Genomic DNA, 15,157 nt, shown 5'->3' on the forward strand with positions numbered 1-15,157 from the left:
GCACCTACCTTCTCAAATAATTCCAGTTATTCTGAACACTGTCGTAAATCATAAATCCTTCATCTACTCTGAAAATAGTCACTTCACCAGTCAGATTTAAATCTTCGGTAATCTTATATTTTCAGCACCTTCAAATTCCATGGAGAATACAGTATCTCCTGAAAAATGGTACGTAATTGGAATGCCTGCCACGCTGCCGTGATTCTCATCGAGAACATCAAATGTAATATTCTCTTCGAGGAAAGCCCGGTCACCGTTTAAATAGTTTGAGTAAAACAGATAGTTATTCTGAATGACCGGACTCGCATATTGAAGCAGGTTCATAAAGTCTTCTTCTGCATACAAACTTGCCGGATTGAAATAAATTACTTCATTACGGTTCACTGTTTTTTCAGCACCCCCGTAATTTACGGTATATGTTTCTTCATCAGCAGCTGTCACTTCAAGAAGTGTATACTGCGGCAGCGTTGTGCCGTCAATTTCAAGCCCGTCTCTGTCTACAAATGCATATGATAGACGTTCTGATGTCACTTCTTCATTAAGGTTTTGCTGCTCCTCTGTAAATGTCGGTGATTCCCCAATAAATGAAATATTCATAAATATAACGAGAGCCGACAGCACCATTAGGAATACTAGTACAAGTGTCACAATAATTTTACGGATATTGATATTGTCGAGTACTGAAGCCTGCTGCTTGCCGAGACGCTTAAAGTTTTCACTGTACATCTCGTCTTCATAAACATGTCTTTTCCATTCAAGGTCAAACAGCGCTTCCTGTTCAATATTTTTGACCATGCTTTTATCTCGAAGATACTTATTGTAGCTCTCGACACCCTTTTCCACACTGCCCTCAAAACGGATTTGCCCGTAGCTGACCCATGTAAAATAATTTGCCATTTTCTCTATCGGTTCCAGCGATGTTTCTAAAAGGAGAACTCCCCTGTTATTTTGTTCGTGCATGTTCACAACACTTCGGAACTTGTTTAAATCTTCAAGATGTTCGTGGAAATTTGTATAGATAATTACTTCAACATCGATTAAACCTGAGATTTCAAGCAGGATATGAGCCAGCTGCTTGCGGCTTAAATCCTTTAATTTCTTATTAAGATTATTACGGATAACCGGCTTATTATGCAGCAGTTCAATCGTAGTCTGAAACTCCTTGCCGCTCTTATATTCCTCCAGCAATTCTTCCATAAAGAAACTCAAAGAGAAAGGGTTATTAATATGATCCATCACATCAAGACTCAGTATTCCGCCGTGTGTTTTAACTTTTCCCGTGACAGGATTTAAAGTACCTGACAGTACTTCTTTAATATAGAACAAAGTCTCAGCATCACTTAAGAGTCCGAGTACTTCGCCTTCATATAAATGAATGTAATATTTTTAAGTTGTATTGAGCCCGCATTGCCAAGCATGCGTTTTTTAAAACCTTGTGCTTCTTTGCTATAAGATAAGTCCAGCCCTTTTAACAAGATGTTATTTTTCATTATCTGACCTGTTTAGGCAGCTGCAGCATACTCACCGGAATAGCTGATTCTTTTTCATCACCATTCACGAAAAAGCCCCAGACAAATATTCCTTTCATATACTCCACTTTAAAGTAATGTTCTTCCTGACTGATAACTTTATAAATCTTACCGTATTGAATTTGAGACAGATCAATCAGATAGCATTCCGCAATAAGTACCTGGCGTTCCAGTACCCGGTATTCGTTTTCAACGCCCATCATTTCAGCACGTCTCATCGCTTCCCGTTTCGTTTGAATATAATGATTTAACTCTTTGCGAGTCATTTTACTTACATTTTCATCCATCGTTCATTCCGCCTAACTTTTCACTGATTTTATCATAAGCGTAACCTTTGCCCATCATTGCCGCAATCATTTTCTGCTTAAGCTTAAATCCGCTTTTTTTTCTGGTACTTATTATAATATTTTTCAAAATCTTTCTCAAAATAAGTATCCTCATCGTAGTCATCATCGTAATCTATCAATTCAAAATGATGGCTGCTGTATCCTCGCAGTGTTAATTTTTCTCTCAGTTTTTGCTTGAACTGCACATACGAACCTCTATGAGTTCTCAGAAATTTATCTTTTAATTTATTCATGCGTTCAGCATCAATCAGCTCATCAAATGAATCCGCTTCTTCTATAATAATTTCTGGAATTTGATGTTTCTTCAATTCTCTTTGCAAATGCCCTGGTCCTTTATCTGTCGTGTTGAACTGTATTTCTTAACGACCGTGCATAGTTCTCGTCATTTAAATACCCTTCATCCTGCAGACGGTGAATGGTCTGACTGACAATTCTTTCTTCATAATCATCGTTAAGATAATCGTTCATCTCTTTGTTCGAACGGATTTTATAACTGATATATTTAATCGCGGCTACGTAAGCCTGATCATACTGTACATTTTGAACAATTTGTTTAAATTCTTCTTCGTCCAGTTCTTTTCCGGGAATCAGTACATAACGCACAAGGGATTCTTCGTGTACTTTTATAGACTGTCCATCATCGAATAAGACATCGTACATTTCCCTCTTCAGTTTTACAATACGTTTGATTTTCATCTAGCTTCACTCCAATAAATCAGATGCGAAAAAGTTACTCAGTGATTTGCTGTGTTCTTTCTTTCGAGACGGCGTTCAGCACGCTCTTTGCCAGTATCACTCAGCCATTGCAGGCGTTCATTATCCGGCTCAATTTTAGGGACTTCAACAGTTTTATTATTTTCATCCAGTGCAACAAATGTTAAAAATGAAAAAGCAGCGAGCTCTTTTCCGGACTCTCTCGTTAAATCTTCTTTTGATATTTTAACCATTACTTCCATAGAACTGCGGCCGGTATGTGTCACCATTGCTTCAAGAATAACAATTTCCCCGATGTTTATCGGCAAGAGAAAGTCCATAGAATCTATAGAAGCGGTGACTACAGCTTCTCTGCAATGACGGCGTGCACTGATTGCAGCAATATCATCTACATACTGCAGCAGTCTTCCGCCGAACAGCGTCCCGTGCGAATTTGAATCAGGCGGCAGTACGTTGGCAGTTTTCACTGCATATGATTCGGACATTAATTTTTTCATGTATATTCCCCTTTATAATAAAAATAGAGGAGATATGCATCTCCTCTAAGTAAATTTCTTATATTTTGCGCTCGAGCGCTTCTTCCGGTGTATCAATCACAAGTGCATCTTTACTGTGGAACGCTTGTGCCAGGAAGTAATAAAGCACCGCTGCAAAACCGAGAATTGCAAATACAAAAGATAATACGACTAAAAGCATTAGCCAGCTTCCCATAAAAATCCTCCTCAACGGAATTTTCCATAATAACAATTACCTAAATTGTATCATATTTTCAAATGAATTGTACGCTTATTTTTATTAAAACGCCCAGTTGCCTTCTGCAAATACCGGTGATTCATTTCCATCCTTATCAATACCGTAAATATTCATTTTCTCTGAACCGATCATAAAGTCGACATGAGTAATTGAATCGTTTAGTCCTGCTTGATCCAGTTCTTCACGTGACATCTCTTTACCGCCATCGATAGAGAATGCATATGCACTGCCGAGTGCGATATGGCATGACGCATTTTCATCAAACAGCGTATTGTAGAATAAAATACCCTTATTCGAAATTGGAGAGTCAAACGGTACAAGTGCCACTTCACCAAGACGTTTAGCACCGGCATCAGTGTCGATAATATTTTTCAGAATATCGTAGCCTCTGGCAGCTTCATATTCAACAACTTCTCCGTCTTTGAACGTCAGTTTAAAGTCATCGATAATATTACCGCCGTGGCTTAACGGCAAGGTGTTTGTTACGTAACCGTCAACACGGTTCTTGTCAGGCGCTGTGAAAACTTCTTCTGTCGGCATGTTTGCCATAAATGAGTTGCCGTTTGAGTCAGTGCTCGATGCACCCGCCCATAAATGATTGTCAGGCAGACCGATCGTTAAATCAGTACCTGGTGCCTCGTAACGTAATGCAGTGAATTGCTTAGCGTTTAAATAATCCACTTTGTCATGCAGAGTTTTATCGTGTTCGATCCATGCTTCTACCGGATTTTCTGCATCTACACGCACCGTGTAAAGTACTAACTCAAGCAGTGCATTGACCGCATCGTCATCAGAAAGTTCAGGGTACACTAAACGCGCCCACTCTACTGAAGGATAACCTGCGACACACCACGAATGAAAATCACTCTGTGTACGGCTCGAAAATTCTTTAAACGCCTGGCCGTTTGCAATCTGCATTGCCTGCAGTTTTTTAGGAGAAACATCTTTTAAAAGTTCCGGTGAGCTTGAAATAATACTCAGGAATCCTGCTTTCTCGTCACTGTAGTGCATACGCTCCGCTACCTGGAAGTCATGAACAACAGAAAGTTCCTCTTCGTCTCTGTACTGGGCGTTCAGTCTTGAAATCGTATCGTCACCGAGAGAAACTTTAACTTCTTTCGAGCCTCTTTCGTAAGCAATCTTCGTTACGAGTCTGACGAGTGGCAGTGCGTCCGTTGTTGCTCTGATGTATAGTCTTTTACCATCTGTAATGTTAATACCGACATCGACGAGGAGCTCGGCATATTTATATAATTTTTGTTCAATATTCATCGTCTGATCACTGCTTTCTCATTTTTGATAGTTCTTCGATTATAGCTGACTGTTCACTTGTAGAAATCTGCTTGCGTGAATCCAGTAATTCTTTAATATCATTTAACTCACTGATTTTTTCATCGCTGTAATCCTCAGCTTTAAATACACCTTTATTTACTACATTTAACTTTTGTATAATTTCGTTTAAAATCTGCTCTTTATCCATGATGGTCCCCTTTCCATTCCTTATAAACTATCTTAACAAATTATAATAAAAATATATCATCTGACAAAAGTATAGAAAAACTGTTTTCTTTATTATTCCTCTTAATTTCTTTAGATAAAAAGTTTACACTTAGTAAATATAGGTTATATTTAATAGAAAGCTATCTAAAGGAGAATCAGTTATGAAAAACAAATTAGTACCAGCTATAGTAATTGGAGCCGCTGTCGGCGGATTAATTGCATTAATCGATAAAGGCACGCGCGACTCTGTAGTTTCAAATACTAAGAGCGTAAAGCATTACGCAACGAACCCTGATGATCTTAAACAACGTTTCAATGAACCGTCAGGCGAACCATCTAAAATAGAAATGATTAAAGACGAAGTTTTATTCTGGAAGGATACTATAGAAGAAATCCGCCGCAACAACCCTGAGCTGGAACGTGCAGTAATGGACGCGAAGGATACTTTCCAGGAAAAACGCGAAAAAAAATTAAATTAAAATTAAACAGGACTATTTGAATATAGTCCTTTTATTTTAGGCGAGGTGAGATTATGACCAAAAATGAAACATCATCAAAACTCTTGAATCAGATTAAAGAAGAAAAAGAGCAGGAGAATAGTGAAGGCGATGTGTTCGTCGACAAGATTAATTTCAAATCAAAAGATGCCAAAAAACCAGATGAACATATTTACGTTTCCAAAATTAATAAACCTGCAAAACTGAAAGAAGATGCCGGTTTTTTCAAACGGCTGTTATTCAGGTTTTCACATGACAACACAACAGGGATGGCCGCACAACTTGCATACTATTTCCTGCTGGCGATATTCCCGCTCTTGATTTTCCTGTTATCAATCGTTCCGCTGTTCAGAATTGAACCGGATCTTATTACAGGATTTATCCAGGATTATGCACCTTCAGAAATTTCAGGACTGCTGGAAGGTATTATTACCGACGTGTAAGCAACTCCCGGCGGCGGTATTTTATCAATCGGTTAATTTTAACGCTGTGGTCAGCATCAAACGGTATGACTGCACTGATGAATGCCTTTAACGTCGCGTATGACGTCGAAGACAGCCGCAACTTTGTAAAAGCAAAATTATTGTCAGTATTCTTTACAGTTATTTTATCATTATCAGTAATACTGACATTTGTACTCATCGTATTCGGTGAACAAATCGGTAACTTAATGTTCGGCGTTATCGGACTCGACGACCAGTTCTCATTGGTATGGAACTTAGTCAGAAGTATTTTACCAGTACTGCTCGTATTCATTGTATTCCTTATCATGTACATTACTGCTCCAAATATTAAATTGAAAATTAAGTCGGTTATCCCGGGCACGATCTTTACGACAGTTGCTTTCCTCGTTGCATCATGGGGATTCAGTTTCTACGTATCTAACTTCAGTAACTATTCAGCAACATACGGTTCAATCGCCGGTGTAATCATTTTAATTTTCTGGTTGTACATTACTGGTGTTATAATAATTCTGGGTGCGCAAATTAACTCGATTTTATACAAGCGCACTATAGAGAAAGAACAGCAAACACAAAGTAATGAAGAGGAAGTGTCAGTTTAAAATGACTTTATTGGAAGATTTACTCGAAGCAAATGAAGCTTTCGTTAAAAATGAAGAATTCAAAGCTTTTAAAACCGATAAGACACCAAACAAAAAAGCAGTTTTTTTAACTTGTATGGATACGAGATTATCTGAGCTGTCGATTAAAGCATTGGGCTTAAAAAATGGCGACATCAAACAAATTAAAAATGCCGGTGCCGTTGTATCACATCCTTACGGAAGTACGATGCGCAGCCTGCTCGTTGCAGTTTACGCACTGGGCGTGGACGAAGTCTACATCATGGGACACCATGACTGCGGCTTTGGCGCACTCCAGCCGGAACCGGTTATTGAAGAAATGAAAAACCGCGGTATCAATGATGAAGTCTTCGAAACACTTGAATACTCAGGAATCGAAGTCTCTAACTGGCTTAAAGGATTCGACAGCGTCGAAGAAAGCGTCAGAGAAACAGTCGATAACGTTAAGAACCATCCATTGATGGCTAAAACAGTACCCGTGCATGGCATGATCATCGACCCTGAAACAGGAAAAGTTGATCTTGTGATTAACGGCTATGATAAAGCATAATATTTTTTCTGAGACCGGACCCTTTTAGGGTCCGTTTTTTTGTTAATTTAGTATGACTCTTCTTGTCTGGCGACGTCGCGGATTTTGCGAAGGTATCCGGTGGGTGATATTGATTATACTCTCTACAAGGAATAATGTTAGAATTTATATTGCTGAACTGTTAATAAAAATTAAAGGGGCATAATCATGAAAAACGCACCAAAAGATAGCTTTATCACTAAATACTTTTTAACATTAATAATACTCGGAACTTTTCTCATCAATTCAATTTCCATGACAGATACATTTAAAGAGAATGTAGGGCTACATTTCTCACTCACTTTAATACTCAGCTTTATGACTTTATCGATTGAACTTTTTGTAAATAAAAATCTGGTCCCTAAAGAAAAGGCGATAAAAGCAGGAATTCCGATCGTTATTTACATTAATCGTTTTCGCATTCAGTACTGTTTTTCTTTACTCGTAATTACTAAATTGGTGAGATAAACCGTTACCTCTGATATGAAACCCGTTCATTGGTGAGATAAACCGTTACCTCTGACATGAAACCCGCTCATTGGTGAGATAATCCGTTACCTCTGATATGAAACCCGCTCATTGGTGAGATAAGCCGTTACCTCTGACATGAAACCCGTTCATTGGTGAGATAAGCCGTTACCTCTGACATGAAGCCCGTTCATTGGTGAGATAAGCCGTTACCTCTGACATGAAACCCGTTCATTGGTGAGATACCGCTACAATACCTACAAAAAAGCCTGGACATCCAAAGGATGCACAGGCTTTTCATTTAAAATTAGTCTTCAATTTTAGTTAACAGTTTCGGGCCTTCGCTCGTTACCATAATTGTGTGTTCTTTTTGCGCAACGTAGCTGCCGTCTTTTGTTTCAAATGCCCAATCGTTTTTACCGTCTGTAACGATTGTTGCTCTTGATGAGATAAATGGTTCAACTGCAATAACCATTCCTTCTTTTAAGATTGTTCTGTCTGTCGGGTCATAGTAATTCATAATATGCTGCGGCTGATCGTGCAGGCTTGTGCCTACACCGTGGCCTGTCAGGTTTTTAATCACTGTCAAATCGTTTTGACGTGCTGTATTAAATACTGCACGGCCAATCTGGCTTACTTTTGCACCCGGCTTAATTTTCTTCAGCGCTTCTTCGAATGCCATTGCAGTAACATCAATAACTTTTTGTTTTAACGGGTCATCATTTTCCCCTGCGATAAATGAAATTCCCGTATCTGAATAATATCCATCTTTTACTGCAGATACATCGACGTTAACAATATCTCCGTCTTTAAGTTTACGCGAACCGGGAATTCCGTGCGCCACTTCTTCATTAATGCTGATACATGTGTATCCCGGGAAGTCATACTCGCTTATTGGCGCACTTTTTGCACCGTATTCTTCAAGCAGTTTACCTGCATAGTCATCGAGTTCTTTCGTTGTCATGCCTACTTTCGCATGTTCAACTGTCGCTTTTAATACGCGACCGCATATTTGGCCGATTTCTTCTAATTTTTTCAGTTCTTCTTGTGTTTTTACTATCATTATTTATACCTTCTTACTTTTAGTCTTATTTAAACAGTATAACAAACTTGCTACATTATAAAATCATATATGGTCATATTTCTATAGAGGCGCTGCTCTATTGCTGAAACTGTCACTCCGATTAACCGTATCGGCACATCCTGTTCTTTCACTTCGTGATACAGATTGTAAGCATAATGATAAATGTCTTCCCCTTTAAATACGGGATCCAGCGTCATCATTTGTTTCGAATGTGCTTCGAAGTCGCCGGTTTTAATTTTCACCGTAACTACTCTGCCTGCAAGTTCTTTATCATCAAGTCTCATACTGACTTTCTTCGACAGGTTCTCAAGAACAGCTAATATCTCTTTATCGTCGTTGCGGTCATAGTTGAATGTCGTTTCTTTACCGACAGACTTCCGTTCACGCTGCACGGTCAATTCGTTAGTGCCGATGCCCCGCGCTTTATTATATAAACTCTCACCGCGTTTACCGAACTTTAATATTAAATCATTTTTAGCTATATCATATAGATCTTTACCTGTTTTAATTCCCATGCCGACCATTTTTTCCTCGGTCACCTTACCGACACCCGGGAATTTCCCAATTGGCAGTTCATGCAGAATCTCGAGTACATTATCGTAATGTATAACAGTCGTCGCTTTCGGTTTATTCATGCCTGAAGCAATTTTCGCAAGGTACTTATTATATGAAATCCCGCTACTTGATGTCAGCCCGGTTTTTTCAAAAATATCACTTTGAATGGATAAGGCAATTTCTCTTGAGGATGATTCTTTGCTGACGAGTTCTGTAATATCAAGGTACGCTTCATCCAGGCTCAGCGGCTCTATCAGTTCCGTATAACTCAAAAATATTTCCCTGACCTGGGCTGAAATTTTTTATACCGTTCAAAACGCGGATGGACAAATATACCGTCTGGACACAGTTTATGAGCAGTTTTCGTCGGCATCGCTGAATGCACCCCAAATTTACGAGCCTCATAGCTCGCAGTCGCAACGACTCCTCTGTTAAATGAGCGTCCGCCCACTATTACAGGTTTGCCTCTTAGTTCAGGGTTATCGTACTGCTCCACCTGAGCATAAAATGCGTCCATATCTATATGAATGATTCGTTTTTCCATCGTCTTCACCCACATTCATTATACCAAATAACGAACACACGTTCTACAAATTAAATTGTCTGTTCCTTAGTTTCGTAAAGACTCATGCCAACTTCAGTATCGACAGCATAAGACAGATGCTTGTGTTTTAGTATCAGATACAAATAGTAGAAGTCTCCTGCACACGCACCTGTATGCAGAGCGATGTAATATTTATATGCCGGGTTCGGCAGCATGAACATCATAGTCACCATTACTGCTGTTATAATCACAAAAGGCATAATGATAATGATAAAAAACTGCCATCTCGTATATATAGTCCCCGGTGATGTTGCATAAGCCATCCCCGCTTTAAATCCGTAGTTCACTTTACCTTCGGGATTAAAAACTTTAAAAAAGATACCGTGAATCGCCTCGTGAACGATGATAATAATAAAAAATAGTGCGATAATGAAAAATACTGCACCGACAATACCAAATTGTTCTCTGCCGACAAGTGCACTGCCCGTCGGCTGAATGACAAATCCTTCAAGTAAATACAGCACTATAAACGTGCCGATCATTACCAGTATTTGAATCCATGATATGCTCTTTAATGCAGATTTATTCTCAAAAATATTCAGTTCCAGCTTGTCCATGTACATGCCTCTTTCTTATTCGTCTGTAATTAACATATCATAATTATAACAGCCATAACACAGGAGTGATTTAATGAATATAACGATTATCGGCGGTGGTCTTGCCGGATCTTCAATCGGCTATCATCTCGTCAAACTCGGCAACAGCGTGACGATTTACGATCGTAACGATAAAGGCCAGGCAACTTTCGCATCGGCAGGAATTGTCTGTCCATGGATCAGCCAGCGCCGCAATAAAAAATGGTACCGCCTCGTCACAAAAAGCGCTCATTATTATCCGGAGTTTATCAGCACGCTGGAAAAAGAAGCAGGCATGTCAACCGGCTATAAAAACAGCGGTGCAATCTGTCTGTTCAAAGAAAATATTTTTGACAAAGCAACGAAACGTATTAGTGATAAAGCCATAGATAATCCGGATGTCGGTGAAGTCAGACAACTGACTAAAGATGAATTATCCGCGCTGCATCCGTCACTCACAACAGAATACCCTGCACTGATAGTAGAGGGCGGCGGTCAAGTGAGAGGGCGTAAACTGCTTGCTGCCTTAAAAGAAGCATTTATCAAGTACGGCGGAATATGGGAAAATAAATCTTATGACGGCGGCAATGATGACACGCTTAAAATATACACGACCGGTGCATGGGGCGCCGAACAGGCATATAAACCGGAAATCGCCCATCAGCGTGCGGAAATAATGCACTTTAAATTAAAGCATCAAAAAGATCTGCAGTCCCCTGTCGTAATGGCACTCGGTCCGACTTATATCGTGCATCTGGAGAACGACGAGTATGTAATCGGTACGACTCATATCGATACGGACTCATTTGATACTGCTCCTACTGAAGAAAGTTATAATTATCTACAGGATGAGCTGTATAAATACTTTAAACCTGAAGAAGTGGAAATTACTGAAATGGGTGTCGGATTAAAACCGTATACCCGTGACTTTTTGCCGTTTATCGGCTACGTCGCTAATAATACTTTCGTCGTTAACGGCATGGGCTCAACCGGATTGAACAGCGGTCCATTCGTCGGACATGAAGTGGCGTCTGTTAAATAACCTGCCTACTGAACTTGATTTCAGGACTACAGCTATATTGAACCGCAAAATTAAAAAGAGTCTGGACATAAATGTTTCTAATAAATATCCGTACGTTATTCCTGGGGCATCGCGTAAGCCTGTAGTCTTACGCTGATGCTATTCCCCAAGGTCTAACGTACGGATTTTATCTATATTTCATTAAACATATTACCTTCTCTGAGCTTTTGTCTCAGCCATTTTTTATACGAAAAATTAATCATTGCATATAGTAATACAAGAATAAAACCATTTACAATCAAGACGCCGAGCCACAGTTTATCTTTTCTGTATTTGTAGTTAATATACCCGAAAATCGTTCCGAGCGACGTTAGAAGGATTTAAAATCCATACCACATCTGCATCCATAAATAGAGGCAGCAGTAAAACAAGGACTGGAATCGCCACACAAAATATTCTTAACTATACTGCCTCCTCAACTAAATCATTATTTAATTTTACAATATTTAAATTATTTATACAAAATTTATACTCATTTACTACCAGTTACGATGCAGGATCCGGGCAATATGATAATCTTCCCGCTTATATAACTTAAACATAAAATACATAAGTATTAAAAGTCCTGCTTCAATATCTGAAATATCGTCTACGAATATTTTATGATTATTCATCGAACCGATTAAATTCTCTTCCCGGTGCATCGTTAAAGTGACCTCTTTGTCATCTTCAAAATATAAGGTGTCTCAAGTACAACGCCGTCCGCTCTGAAGTTCATAAAATTGTGAAGCTTGCGTTCTTTTAAAACGTTTACCCATATGTTCAACTGTATATTTTGCCACGTTTAAATCTTTAAATCTTCTTCTTTGAAGACCGAGCAAAATTTCAGTACCATTAGCGTGCTGAAAACCATAAGTATTCTTCTCATCACAGCCTGATATCGTCGTCGCAAAAACATCTCCGACAACATTGTTATTACTATCTATAATTGTTACACCCTGATGTTGTTCTTCGTCGATCACTTTGGCATATAACTGCTGCACTAAACACCCTCCTGTCACACATACTGCATTTCTAACAGTTTACCATAATTTATATTGAAAAGAGTATCCTCATAAATGAAGATACCCTAAAACAGCATAATTTATTCTTATTTAACTTAAAAAAATCCGTCAATTCCGAAGCTTCCAATTTCCCAAAGTAATGGTTTAAATCAAGTGAGTTCAGTTTTTCATTTAAGTCTTCTCTGACCACTCTCGTACCTTTAAGTGCTTCTTCGACATCTTTAATCTCACCCTGTCCGAAAAAGTCTCCAAAAATCGCACAGTGATCAATTCTGCCGGCTTCAATATCAAGAGAAATATCTACTGTTCCTGCTGATAAACGCGCGTCTCTGTTATATGAATAACGCGGTGTCTTACCGTAATTCCAATCCCAGTTTTTATATTTCTCCTCAACAAGCTTATCGATTTCTGCCCAGTCTTTATCAGTAAGCTCATAGCGTTTTGCCTCATTTACATCGTCGACAGACAGAAATTCCTTAATAATTAAATCTTTAAATTCATCCGTCGTCACATCCTTGTATTCCGGTGCAAGATGTTCGCGCAATGTTGTTACTCTACTTTGTACAGATTTGATGCCTTTTGATTCAATCTTTTTACGGTTCGGATTAAGTACAGCAACCATCGCTTCGACGTTAATATCTAAAAGCAGTGAAAACCCGCCGTATATTCGGCCGTTTGACATTGTCATCGCCCCGCCGGATACTTTTTTACCATCGATAATCAAATCATTTCTGCCGCTCTGTTCAACGTTGTTAACACCGAGATTGTTCAGCGCTTTAATAACCGGTGCATACATTTTCTTGTAATCTCCGTATACCCCTGTATCTTCAGACACTAAGAAGCATACGTTTACAGCACCGTCATCTACTAAAATTGCACCGCCTCCGGTATCTCGTCTTACGAGCAGAATTTCATTTTCTTCGAGGTAATCCTGATTCACTTCTGAAACAGAATTTTGAAAGCGTCCGATTTCTACTTTCGGCTTACAATGATACGGGAAAATAATTCCTTCATCCAAAAAGATGTTGTCCTGAACATAGACCTGCATTGCAAGCGCATATGCACCGTCTGTTATATATTCTCCATTACGGAATGGTTCGATTAAATACATTTCAGTCATCCTTTATCTGTTAAATTTTATGTGCGTTTAAAATAGTCTGTCCAATATCATCTGTTAAGAAAACCGTACGTGATTTAATAGCTTCCGGAATTCTGTAGGACTTCTGGTTCATCGTCACAAGCAATGCATCTTCATTCTGCCGGGTTTCACGCCAGAACGGATGTTTTATAAATTGCGGCGTGGTATGTCCAACACCGATTTCAAGGTAAATAACTTTACCTTCTTTATGCTCTTTTAAGAATGCATTGTAGTCATTTCTTTGAGCGTTAAATTTTGCGTCTTCCACCATACCTTTTTCTGCTGTGCGCTTATTTTTTTCCATCGGTGCACCACAGTGAGGACAGTACGGAATAAGTTTAGACGGTATTGCCATATTCTGCTGCTGTTCAGCCATCTGACGCATCAGTTCATCATCGCGGTATGTTTCATCATGACAAAAAGCCGAACACTGCATACGTACATATTCACCCTGGTAATACAGCACTTTATCCATGTTATATTCAGCCGCATAAAAGGCGTTATCAGCATTTGTCGTAATGACGTGATACGGTTTTTTCTCAATCATTTTCTTCAATGCGATATACACTTTTCCTGCGGGCTGATCTAAATAATTCAGGACTATAAAACGGCTTTGAAATGCCCAGTACTCTTCCAGTGTCGGGAATTTAAACAAACTCGCCTGCAGCATATCAAACCAGTTATATTTTTCGATAAAATCTGGAAAGTTGCTCTTAAAGCGTTCTCCGATATAAGTGAAACCGTCAGCTGCCGACATTCCCGCACCAATGCCGACGACAACCGCATCTGCTTCATCGAGCAGTCCCGCAAGCAGTTCACTTTCTGAAGTGTTTTGTTCTAACGTCTTCCAAGCTTTCATGCATATACAACCTCTCTTAAGTCAAAAGATTTTCATAGATTTTTAAATCTTCTGTGTCAAAAACATTAAATACTACCCTGATTGCCGACCCGGTTTCCTCCAGATACTGCTTTACAGCGTCCACTGCAGTTGCTGCAGCCGCTTCTTTCGGATAGCCGAATACACCTGTTGAAATACTGCAGAATGCAATTGCCTCAATATTGTTTTTATCGGCAAGTAGAAGACAGTTTCTGTAGCATTTGGCTAAGAGCTCCTGTTTCATCGATGATACTTTACCATTCTGGACGACCGGTCCGACTGTATGAATTACATAATCTGCAGGCAGGTTGTAGGCGGAAGTAATTTTAGCTCTGCCAACCGCTTCTTTTCTGCCTTGTTTCTTCATTAATTCAGCACATGCCAGACGCAGCTCTGCACCCGCCTTTGTATGAATAATATTATCGATGCAGTTATGGTTCGGAATCAGGCAGCCGAGCATTTCAGCGTTTGCTGCATTGACGATTGCATCAATTTTCAGCGTCGTAATGTCTCCCTGCCATATGTAAAACTGCTTTGAGACAGGTCAGAGATTTAAGTCTGTCACACCGTCAGTATTATATTCAGATAAAAATGCATCCTGCACATCGAGAAATTCACTGCTGACTTTGACCGCAGGCGTTCGTTGGCAAGACCGCGGAATACCTCAAACCGCTCATCAAAGTCATCGGGTACTGATTGTTCTGTCTTATTTTCCTGCTGCATATAAGAAATTAAAAAATGCAATCTGTCTGTCTGACTCATCATTTACTATCACCCAATTC

General features: G+C 39.3%; 20 protein-coding genes and 4 pseudogenes. 6 read left to right on the forward strand and 18 right to left on the reverse strand.

All coding sequences use genetic code 11. From position 1 onward, the window contains the following. Positions 1–4: 4 nt before the first annotated feature. The 10 genes and pseudogenes from G4D76_RS04405 to G4D76_RS04445 form a co-directional block, all read right to left on the reverse strand. Positions 5–1,236: pseudogene (locus tag G4D76_RS04405) on the reverse strand (hypothetical protein). A gap of 104 nt (positions 1,237–1,340) precedes the next feature. Continuing rightward, positions 1,341–1,490 carry a hypothetical protein gene (locus G4D76_RS04410; protein ID WP_213810650.1) on the reverse strand — a complete coding sequence of 50 codons (150 nt, stop codon included), beginning with the start codon at positions 1,488–1,490 and terminating at the stop codon, positions 1,341–1,343. Next, positions 1,490–1,816: a DUF1811 family protein gene (locus G4D76_RS04415; RefSeq protein ID WP_026858733.1), complete on the reverse strand. Its 327-nt coding sequence runs from the start codon at positions 1,814–1,816 to the stop codon at positions 1,490–1,492. The genes G4D76_RS04410 and G4D76_RS04415 overlap by 1 nt, the downstream gene beginning before the upstream one ends. Further along, complete coding sequence (locus tag G4D76_RS16620) at positions 1,809–1,982, reverse strand: hypothetical protein (RefSeq protein ID WP_371814581.1); 174 nt, start codon at positions 1,980–1,982, stop codon at positions 1,809–1,811. Before G4D76_RS16620 ends, G4D76_RS04415 begins: the two co-directional genes overlap by 8 nt. Then, positions 1,900–2,184 carry a hypothetical protein gene (locus G4D76_RS16340; protein WP_213810651.1) on the reverse strand — a complete coding sequence of 95 codons (285 nt, stop codon included), beginning with the start codon at positions 2,182–2,184 and terminating at the stop codon, positions 1,900–1,902. Before G4D76_RS16340 ends, G4D76_RS16620 begins: the two co-directional genes overlap by 83 nt. A 25-nt stretch (positions 2,185–2,209) precedes the next feature. Next, positions 2,210–2,572, reverse strand: coding sequence for a regulatory protein RecX (locus G4D76_RS16345; RefSeq protein ID WP_213810652.1), 363 nt, complete (start codon positions 2,570–2,572; stop codon positions 2,210–2,212). Positions 2,573–2,610: 38 nt separating this feature from the next. Continuing rightward, the gene (locus tag G4D76_RS04430; RefSeq protein ID WP_213810653.1) at positions 2,611–3,087 is read right to left on the reverse strand and encodes an acyl-CoA thioesterase; all 477 of its coding nucleotides are present in this window, start codon (positions 3,085–3,087) and stop codon (positions 2,611–2,613) included. A gap of 58 nt (positions 3,088–3,145) precedes the next feature. Continuing rightward, the gene (locus G4D76_RS04435) at positions 3,146–3,301 is read right to left on the reverse strand and encodes a hypothetical protein (RefSeq protein WP_169516111.1); all 156 of its coding nucleotides are present in this window, start codon (positions 3,299–3,301) and stop codon (positions 3,146–3,148) included. Positions 3,302–3,385: 84 nt separating this feature from the next. Further along, the gene (locus tag G4D76_RS04440; protein WP_026858730.1) at positions 3,386–4,615 is read right to left on the reverse strand and encodes an aminopeptidase; all 1,230 of its coding nucleotides are present in this window, start codon (positions 4,613–4,615) and stop codon (positions 3,386–3,388) included. A 7-nt stretch (positions 4,616–4,622) separates the two neighbouring features. Then, positions 4,623–4,823, reverse strand: a complete 201-nt coding sequence (locus tag G4D76_RS04445; protein WP_026858729.1) for a DUF1128 family protein — start codon at positions 4,821–4,823, stop codon at positions 4,623–4,625. 181 nt (positions 4,824–5,004) lie between these two features. Between G4D76_RS04445 and G4D76_RS04450 the strand changes: the two genes are divergently transcribed. The 5 genes from G4D76_RS04450 to G4D76_RS04465 all read left to right on the forward strand — a co-directional run bounded on the left by G4D76_RS04450 (position 5,005) and on the right by G4D76_RS04465 (position 7,457). Next, positions 5,005–5,322, forward strand: a complete 318-nt coding sequence (locus G4D76_RS04450; protein ID WP_213810654.1) for a YtxH domain-containing protein — start codon at positions 5,005–5,007, stop codon at positions 5,320–5,322. A 53-nt stretch (positions 5,323–5,375) separates the two neighbouring features. After that, a complete protein-coding gene (locus tag G4D76_RS15805; RefSeq protein ID WP_256440530.1) occupies positions 5,376–5,783 on the forward strand; it encodes a YihY/virulence factor BrkB family protein in 408 nt (135 codons plus the stop codon). A 65-nt stretch (positions 5,784–5,848) separates the two neighbouring features. Continuing rightward, positions 5,849–6,403 carry a YihY/virulence factor BrkB family protein gene (locus tag G4D76_RS04455; RefSeq protein ID WP_256440531.1) on the forward strand — a complete coding sequence of 185 codons (555 nt, stop codon included), beginning with the start codon at positions 5,849–5,851 and terminating at the stop codon, positions 6,401–6,403. 1 nt (position 6,404) lies between these two features. Further along, positions 6,405–6,971, forward strand: coding sequence for a beta-class carbonic anhydrase (locus G4D76_RS04460; RefSeq protein WP_213810655.1), 567 nt, complete (start codon positions 6,405–6,407; stop codon positions 6,969–6,971). Between the two features lie 186 nt (positions 6,972–7,157). After that, positions 7,158–7,457 (forward strand): hypothetical protein, encoded by a 300-nt coding sequence (locus G4D76_RS04465; protein ID WP_213810656.1) that lies wholly within the window; start codon positions 7,158–7,160, stop codon positions 7,455–7,457. Positions 7,458–7,764: 307 nt separating this feature from the next. Here the strand turns inward: G4D76_RS04465 and map are convergent, their stop codons facing one another. From map to G4D76_RS04480, 3 genes and pseudogenes are all read right to left on the reverse strand, one after another. After that, positions 7,765–8,520 carry a type I methionyl aminopeptidase gene (map, locus tag G4D76_RS04470; protein ID WP_213810657.1) on the reverse strand — a complete coding sequence of 252 codons (756 nt, stop codon included), beginning with the start codon at positions 8,518–8,520 and terminating at the stop codon, positions 7,765–7,767. A 50-nt stretch (positions 8,521–8,570) separates the two neighbouring features. After that, positions 8,571–9,640: pseudogene (dinB, locus tag G4D76_RS04475) on the reverse strand (DNA polymerase IV). A 50-nt stretch (positions 9,641–9,690) separates the two neighbouring features. Then, on the reverse strand, positions 9,691–10,257 hold the full coding sequence (locus tag G4D76_RS04480; RefSeq protein ID WP_213810658.1) for a DUF3267 domain-containing protein: 567 nt from the start codon (positions 10,255–10,257) through the stop codon (positions 9,691–9,693). Positions 10,258–10,330: 73 nt separating this feature from the next. Between G4D76_RS04480 and G4D76_RS04485 the strand changes: the two genes are divergently transcribed. Further along, a complete protein-coding gene (locus G4D76_RS04485) occupies positions 10,331–11,317 on the forward strand; it encodes an NAD(P)/FAD-dependent oxidoreductase (RefSeq protein ID WP_213810659.1) in 987 nt (328 codons plus the stop codon). Positions 11,318–11,835: 518 nt separating this feature from the next. On the opposite strand, the gene G4D76_RS04490 is transcribed toward G4D76_RS04485, so the two are convergent. The 5 genes and pseudogenes from G4D76_RS04490 to G4D76_RS16625 all read right to left on the reverse strand — a co-directional run bounded on the left by G4D76_RS04490 (position 11,836) and on the right by G4D76_RS16625 (position 15,140). After that, positions 11,836–12,000 carry a hypothetical protein gene (locus G4D76_RS04490; RefSeq protein ID WP_213810660.1) on the reverse strand — a complete coding sequence of 55 codons (165 nt, stop codon included), beginning with the start codon at positions 11,998–12,000 and terminating at the stop codon, positions 11,836–11,838. A gap of 42 nt (positions 12,001–12,042) precedes the next feature. Further along, positions 12,043–12,339, reverse strand: coding sequence for a hypothetical protein (locus G4D76_RS04495; protein ID WP_213810661.1), 297 nt, complete (start codon positions 12,337–12,339; stop codon positions 12,043–12,045). Positions 12,340–12,463: 124 nt separating this feature from the next. After that, a pseudogene (locus G4D76_RS04500) lies at positions 12,464–13,471 on the reverse strand (lipoate--protein ligase); the annotation flags it as partial. Between the two features lie 19 nt (positions 13,472–13,490). Further along, on the reverse strand, positions 13,491–14,357 hold the full coding sequence (locus tag G4D76_RS04505) for an SIR2 family NAD-dependent protein deacylase (RefSeq protein WP_026858717.1): 867 nt from the start codon (positions 14,355–14,357) through the stop codon (positions 13,491–13,493). Positions 14,358–14,373: 16 nt separating this feature from the next. Further along, positions 14,374–15,140: pseudogene (locus G4D76_RS16625) on the reverse strand (protein-ADP-ribose hydrolase). Positions 15,141–15,157 lie beyond the last annotated feature (17 nt).

The organism is Jeotgalicoccus sp. WY2 (assembly GCF_018437745.1).
GTDB lineage: Bacteria > Bacillota > Bacilli > Staphylococcales > Salinicoccaceae > Jeotgalicoccus > Jeotgalicoccus psychrophilus.